The 5,028-nt window shown below is 65.9% G+C and carries 4 protein-coding genes; 2 read left to right on the forward strand and 2 right to left on the reverse strand.

Annotated elements, in window-relative coordinates:
- The first annotated feature begins 200 nt into the window (after positions 1-200).
- Positions 201-521, forward strand: a complete 321-nt coding sequence (locus OXS49_RS32470) for a 2Fe-2S iron-sulfur cluster-binding protein (protein WP_243997939.1) — start codon at positions 201-203, stop codon at positions 519-521.
- Positions 522-1,436: 915 nt separating this feature from the next.
- On the opposite strand, the gene OXS49_RS32475 is transcribed toward OXS49_RS32470, so the two are convergent.
- Positions 1,437-2,612 carry a VWA domain-containing protein gene (locus tag OXS49_RS32475; RefSeq protein WP_243997941.1) on the reverse strand — a complete coding sequence of 392 codons (1,176 nt, stop codon included), beginning with the start codon at positions 2,610-2,612 and terminating at the stop codon, positions 1,437-1,439.
- A gap of 335 nt (positions 2,613-2,947) precedes the next feature.
- Here OXS49_RS32475 and OXS49_RS32480 point away from each other — a divergent pair, with 335 nt between their 5' ends.
- Positions 2,948-3,355, forward strand: coding sequence for a hypothetical protein (locus OXS49_RS32480; RefSeq protein WP_243997943.1), 408 nt, complete (start codon positions 2,948-2,950; stop codon positions 3,353-3,355).
- A gap of 30 nt (positions 3,356-3,385) precedes the next feature.
- On the opposite strand, the gene OXS49_RS32485 is transcribed toward OXS49_RS32480, so the two are convergent.
- Positions 3,386-4,438 (reverse strand): helix-turn-helix domain-containing protein, encoded by a 1,053-nt coding sequence (locus OXS49_RS32485; RefSeq protein WP_267428638.1) that lies wholly within the window; start codon positions 4,436-4,438, stop codon positions 3,386-3,388.
- Positions 4,439-5,028: the final 590 nt, after the last annotated feature.

Below are 5,028 nucleotides of genomic sequence, written 5' to 3' on the forward strand. Positions count from 1 at the left end.
CGCGATCGCGGAAGGCCGCGCCTGAGGGCAACGCCGCCATCCGTAAGGTCGCGGGCCGTTCCGGAAACAGGGGTGCAGCGATGCGGCGATCGATCCGGGACGGGTGTCAATCGCCGCGCTTGCATTCCGTGGGTTCAACCGCCAATCAGTCACGCCGCCCGTTGGACTGATTTCGCCCGACGCGAGCCCGGAGCCCCAGCATGCCCAAGATCACCTACGTCGACCACGCCGGGACGGAGAGGACCGTCGAAGGCAGTGTCGGCGCGACCGTGATGGAGACGGCTCTGCGCAACAACGTGCCGGGCATCGACGCGGAATGCGGCGGCGCCTGCGCCTGCGCCACCTGCCACGTCTACGTCGCCGACGCGTGGATCGAGGTGGTCGGCAAGGCCCAGGACATGGAGCAGGACATGCTCGATTTCGCCAGCGACGTGCGTGAGAATTCCCGCCTGTCCTGCCAGATCAAGATCACCCCGGCGCTCGACGGGCTCGTGGTGACGACGCCCACGCAGCAGGGGTAAGGTTCGCCTCTCGTGGTGAAGCGGAACGCCGCGATTCAAGATGAGCGCGCGTGACGACGGGCGGATTTCGGCAGAACCGGAAGCCGGCGCCCCCTGGAGAGCTGACCCGGCAGCGCGACGTGCGCCTCGAAGTCGAAGCGGGCCTTCTAGCAATCGCGAGGGCGGACATCGAGAGCGGTCGTTTCATAGCGGACACCGATGTGGATGCCTGGCTTGAGGCCTGGGAGAAGGGGGATGCTGTCGCGCTTCCTGAGGCCTCGGCCCGTTGACTCAAGCGCCAAAGCTCGACGCGCTCTTCGTCCCCTCAGAGCTACAGGATACAGAGGTTTGAGGTCTCGGCAGTCTCGGCCGCCAGCTTGAAGAGGCGCGGGGGCCCTCTCCCGTGCGGACTTCGATATTCACATAGCCTGGTAGAACACCGAGGCTCGCGGCAGGGCGCGACGGGCCCCCTCTCCCGAGCGGGAGAGGGTTGGGGTGAGGGACGAGAACGCTCAGAACAGAGCACGTGATCGATGCGCCGATAGGGGGCACTTCTTCCGGGTAGTTCTCTTCCCTCACCCTGTCCCTCTCCCGCACGGGAGAGGGGACCCGCGCTCGACCCTGAACCAGCCTTGCCAGACCGGATGTGTGAATCCGCAAGCCCGCACCGGAGAGCCCGCACGGGAGAGGGGGCCTGTCGCGCTCCGCCGCGCGCATGAGCGTCCGACCCGGCATATGTAAATCGTAGCCCTCAGAGAGCGACACGCGGAGCCGGTTGCTCATTCTTCACCCGCGGCGCGTGAAACCGCCGCCTCCGTGAAAGACGGCGCCAGCGCCATCCTGGCAAAACTCACCCTGCTTATGCCCGACCTATGACAGCGGTCGACCTTCAAGGCCCGGTCACCCGAGCCACTACGAACAGCCCAACCGCGATCCCTACCGCACCAGCGCCCGTGCCGCCGCGTCGAGCCCCTCTAGGGTCAGCGGGAACATCCGGCCCGAGACCAGCCGCTGCACCATGCCGATCGACTGCGTGTAGCCCCACTGCGTCTCCGGCACCGGGTTGAGCCACGCCGCCTTCGGGAAATGGTCGAGGAGCCGCTGCATCCAGACGGCGCCGGCCTCCGCGTTCCAATGCTCGACCGCGCCGCCGGGCGTGGCGATCTCGTAGGGGCTCATCGAGGCGTCGCCCACGAAGATCAGCCGGTAGTCGCTGCCATAGGTGCGGATCACGTCGAGCAGCGGCGTCTGCGCCTCGTGGCGCCGCCGGTTCTCGGTCCAGACCGCCTCGTAGGGGCAGTTGTGGAAGTAGTAATGCGCGAGGTGCTTGAACTCCGAGCGCGCCGCCGAGAACAACGCCTCGGCCTGCTCGATATGCCAGTCCATCGAGCCGCCGACATCGAGGAACAGCAGCACCTTCACGGCGTTGCGCCGCTCCGGCCGCAGCTTCACATCGATATAGCCCTGGCGGGCGCTCGCGCGGATCGTGCCGTCGAGGTCGAGTTCCTCGGCCGCCCCCGCCCGGGCGAAGCGGCGCAGGCGCCGCAGCGCGAGGCGCATGGTGCGCGCGCCGATCTCGCGGTCGTCGTCGAGATCCTTGAACGTGCGCTTGTCCCAAACCTTCACGGCGCGGAAGTTGCGGTTCCCATCCTGGCCGATGCGGATCCCTTCAGGGTTGTAGCCGTAGGCGCCGAACGGCGAGGTCCCGCCGGTACCGATCCACTTGGAGCCGCCCTGGTGGCGTTCCTTCTGCTCGGCCAGCCGCTCCTTGAGAGTCTCGAACAGCTTGTCCCAGCCGAGCGCCTTGAGCTCCGCCTTCTCGGCCTCGGTCAGGTATTTTTCCGCGAGCTTGCGCAGCCACTCTTCGGGAATGGGCGTCGGATCGACCGCCTCCCCGAGAGTCTCCAGCCCCTTGAACACCGTACCGAACACCCGGTCGAACCGGTCGAGATGCGCCTCGTCCTTCACCAGCGCCGTGCGCGACAGGAAGTAAAAGGCTTCGACCTCGTGCCCGGCCAGCCCTTGATCGAGGCCGCCCAGCAGCGTGAGGTACTCCCTCAGGGAGACGGGGATCTTGGCGTCTCGCAGGGCCGTGAAGAACTGCAGCAGCATCCGAGACAAACGCGCCAGTTGGCGATGCGGGTCAAGTCCAGGCGAATCGAAACCACTGGCCCCAAGCTGTGCTGGACTTTCCGTCAGCGACCGCGAGTCTTCGCGAATGGTCGACAAGATTCCGCGCCATGGCCCGAGTCGATTCCCGCACCGCCGAGTGTCTTCTTGGGCTCTCGATCCGCAGAATCTGGGTATAAGTCGTCGAATCTGTTGATATGTGCCGCCGCACCCCTCGTGCAGTCACGCAATCCGTCATGGGAATCGCTCAACTCGATGGATCGAGTGGGTACGGACGCGGCGACGCGGTCCGTACGGGACAAGCGAGGAGACCTGCAATGGCGGTCATCCTGCGGAATCTGACGGAATTCAAGCGGTTTCTCGGGAAGCCGGGGGCGACGATTCAGTTGGTGCGCAACACCTTCATGGATCGTCAGCCCGCGGCGACCCGGGAGGCCTATCGTGACAAGGGCATGTATGCGCCTCGGGCCGTGCAGGCCCTGTCGCGCAAGGCCGCGGTGTTCACCCTGCGGGGCCATCCCGGCACGGTCTGGCTCTACTGGGACAAGGGCGCGCGCGGCTGGCGCTTCTCCGGCGACAGCGTGACGGTGCCGCTGGTCACCGGCCTGGGGCCCGCCGACGCGTTGGTCTACCGATGCAGCTTCGCCGAGGGGTTCGAGCCGGCGACGCGCAGCCGGGTGGTGCGGCGCCCCAAGGTCGCAGAGGCGCAGCCCGCCTTCGTCTGAGGAAACCGCGGCATCCGGGCGCCGCGCCCTTCACCGCAAAGCGGACAGGGCAGGTGGCGTCGTCTGCGCGGCCCGCATGAAGCTTGACGCAGCCCTGTACTCCGTCGGCGTCTGCCCGAACCGCTCCTTGAAGCGGCGGGAGAAATGGGCCTGGCTGGTGAACCCGCTTTGATAGGCGATGAGCCCGACCGGAACGGCGATATGGGTCGGATCGGCGAGCTTCGTGCGCGCCAGCTGCATACGCCGCTCCCACATCCAGTCCATCAGAGCGATGTTCTCCGCGCTCGCCACCTCCTGAAGCCGGCGGACCGAGATGTTGAGCGCAGCCACGACGTCGTTGATCGACAGGCCCTCGACACCGAGGTGATCGACGATGAAGGCCTGCGCCCGGCTGACGATCGCGGCGCCGCTCAAGGACCGGGGCGGGTCGGTCTGCAGCTTCTCCGAGAAACCCGCCGCGATCAGCTCGACGGCGACCGCGGCCATCCGCGTCTGGCGTTCCGCATCGAGGCCCGCGCCGTGCTTGATCAGCGTCGACAGGTACGACGTGATGATGGGAAAGCTCGTCTGCGTCGCATCGATCGTCAGTCCCGTCAGGGACCGGGCCGGCCCGACCGCCCGCTCCAGCACGGCCCGCGGGATGAAGACATTGATGATGTCCAGGCCTTCCGGATGCGCGCCCAGGAACGGCTGGGTGTTGTCCATGAGCGCGATTCCACCCGGGCCGGACCGGCAGTGTCGGCCATGTTCCATCCTGAACGTCCGCTCCGACGCCAGGATGACGAGGTAGAAATCGTTATCCGAGGAGCGGATATGCGACTTCGTCCGGCTCATGGCATGGGGCGGGCCGAGGTAATGGCTGATCGTGAGGTTGTCGACCGTCAGCGCGCTCACGGCGGCCTGAAACCCCTTCGGCTGCAGATCCACGAACTCGAATCCACCGAACACCGATCGGCAGGCCTCGATCCAGTAATCGAAGCGCGCGCCGGGCGGCACTTCGTCGGTGCTCATCGTCAACGTCGCGTAGGCGGAGATATCGCGCTTGCCGCCGACCCGGGGGAACCGGCCGTCTCCCTCATACATCGCGACCGCGCCCGATGCCGCACGGTTCGAGCCTCCGGTGCGATTGCCGGACTTCCGTCGCGATCGGTCGAACGCGATGCGCAGTCATCACCATCACGAAATCCGGTCTACCCATCACGGGTTTCGCCCGGCGATACAGAGCCGTACCCATTGGCGACACCTTATGATGGTTAAAACTATTTAACAACTCGCGTCAGCAATCGAGCAGCCGGACGGTCGTATTGCTGCGCAAACACAACAGACGATCGCCAGGATGTCGAAATATTTTCGCTCGATCAGCCAAAAATATCTCAATATCAATATACATCGGCAATAAAATTTGAGGCGCGATTATTATTTTCTGGGAACGATACGGTACGGCGCGCCGACGGATCCGTCCGATCGCGGCGGCACGTCCTTCGATCGTGCACCTGAATCGCTCACCTGAATCGCTCACCTGCGCCCGCGCTACGCCGGAAACGCGCAGACGGAAGGGAACCAGTCCATTGACGGACCGGAGGCAGCGTATCGGTCCCGCCGCGGGACACCGATCCGCCGCGGGACGCCGATCCGCCGCGGGACGCCGATCCGCCGCGGGACGCCGATCCGCC

The sequence above is a fragment of the Methylobacterium sp. GC_Met_2 genome (assembly GCF_026540795.1).
Classification (GTDB): Bacteria; Pseudomonadota; Alphaproteobacteria; order Rhizobiales; family Beijerinckiaceae; genus Methylobacterium.

Coding starts and splice junctions, on each gene's coding strand:
- OXS49_RS32470 (WP_243997939.1), top strand. CDS start 201: ATGCCCAAGATCACCTACGTCGACCACGCCGGGACGGAGAGGACCGTC.
- OXS49_RS32475 (WP_243997941.1), bottom strand. CDS start 2,612: ATGCTGCTGCAGTTCTTCACGGCCCTGCGAGACGCCAAGATCCCCGTC.
- OXS49_RS32480 (WP_243997943.1), top strand. CDS start 2,948: ATGGCGGTCATCCTGCGGAATCTGACGGAATTCAAGCGGTTTCTCGGG.
- OXS49_RS32485 (WP_267428638.1), bottom strand. CDS start 4,438: ATGTATGAGGGAGACGGCCGGTTCCCCCGGGTCGGCGGCAAGCGCGAT.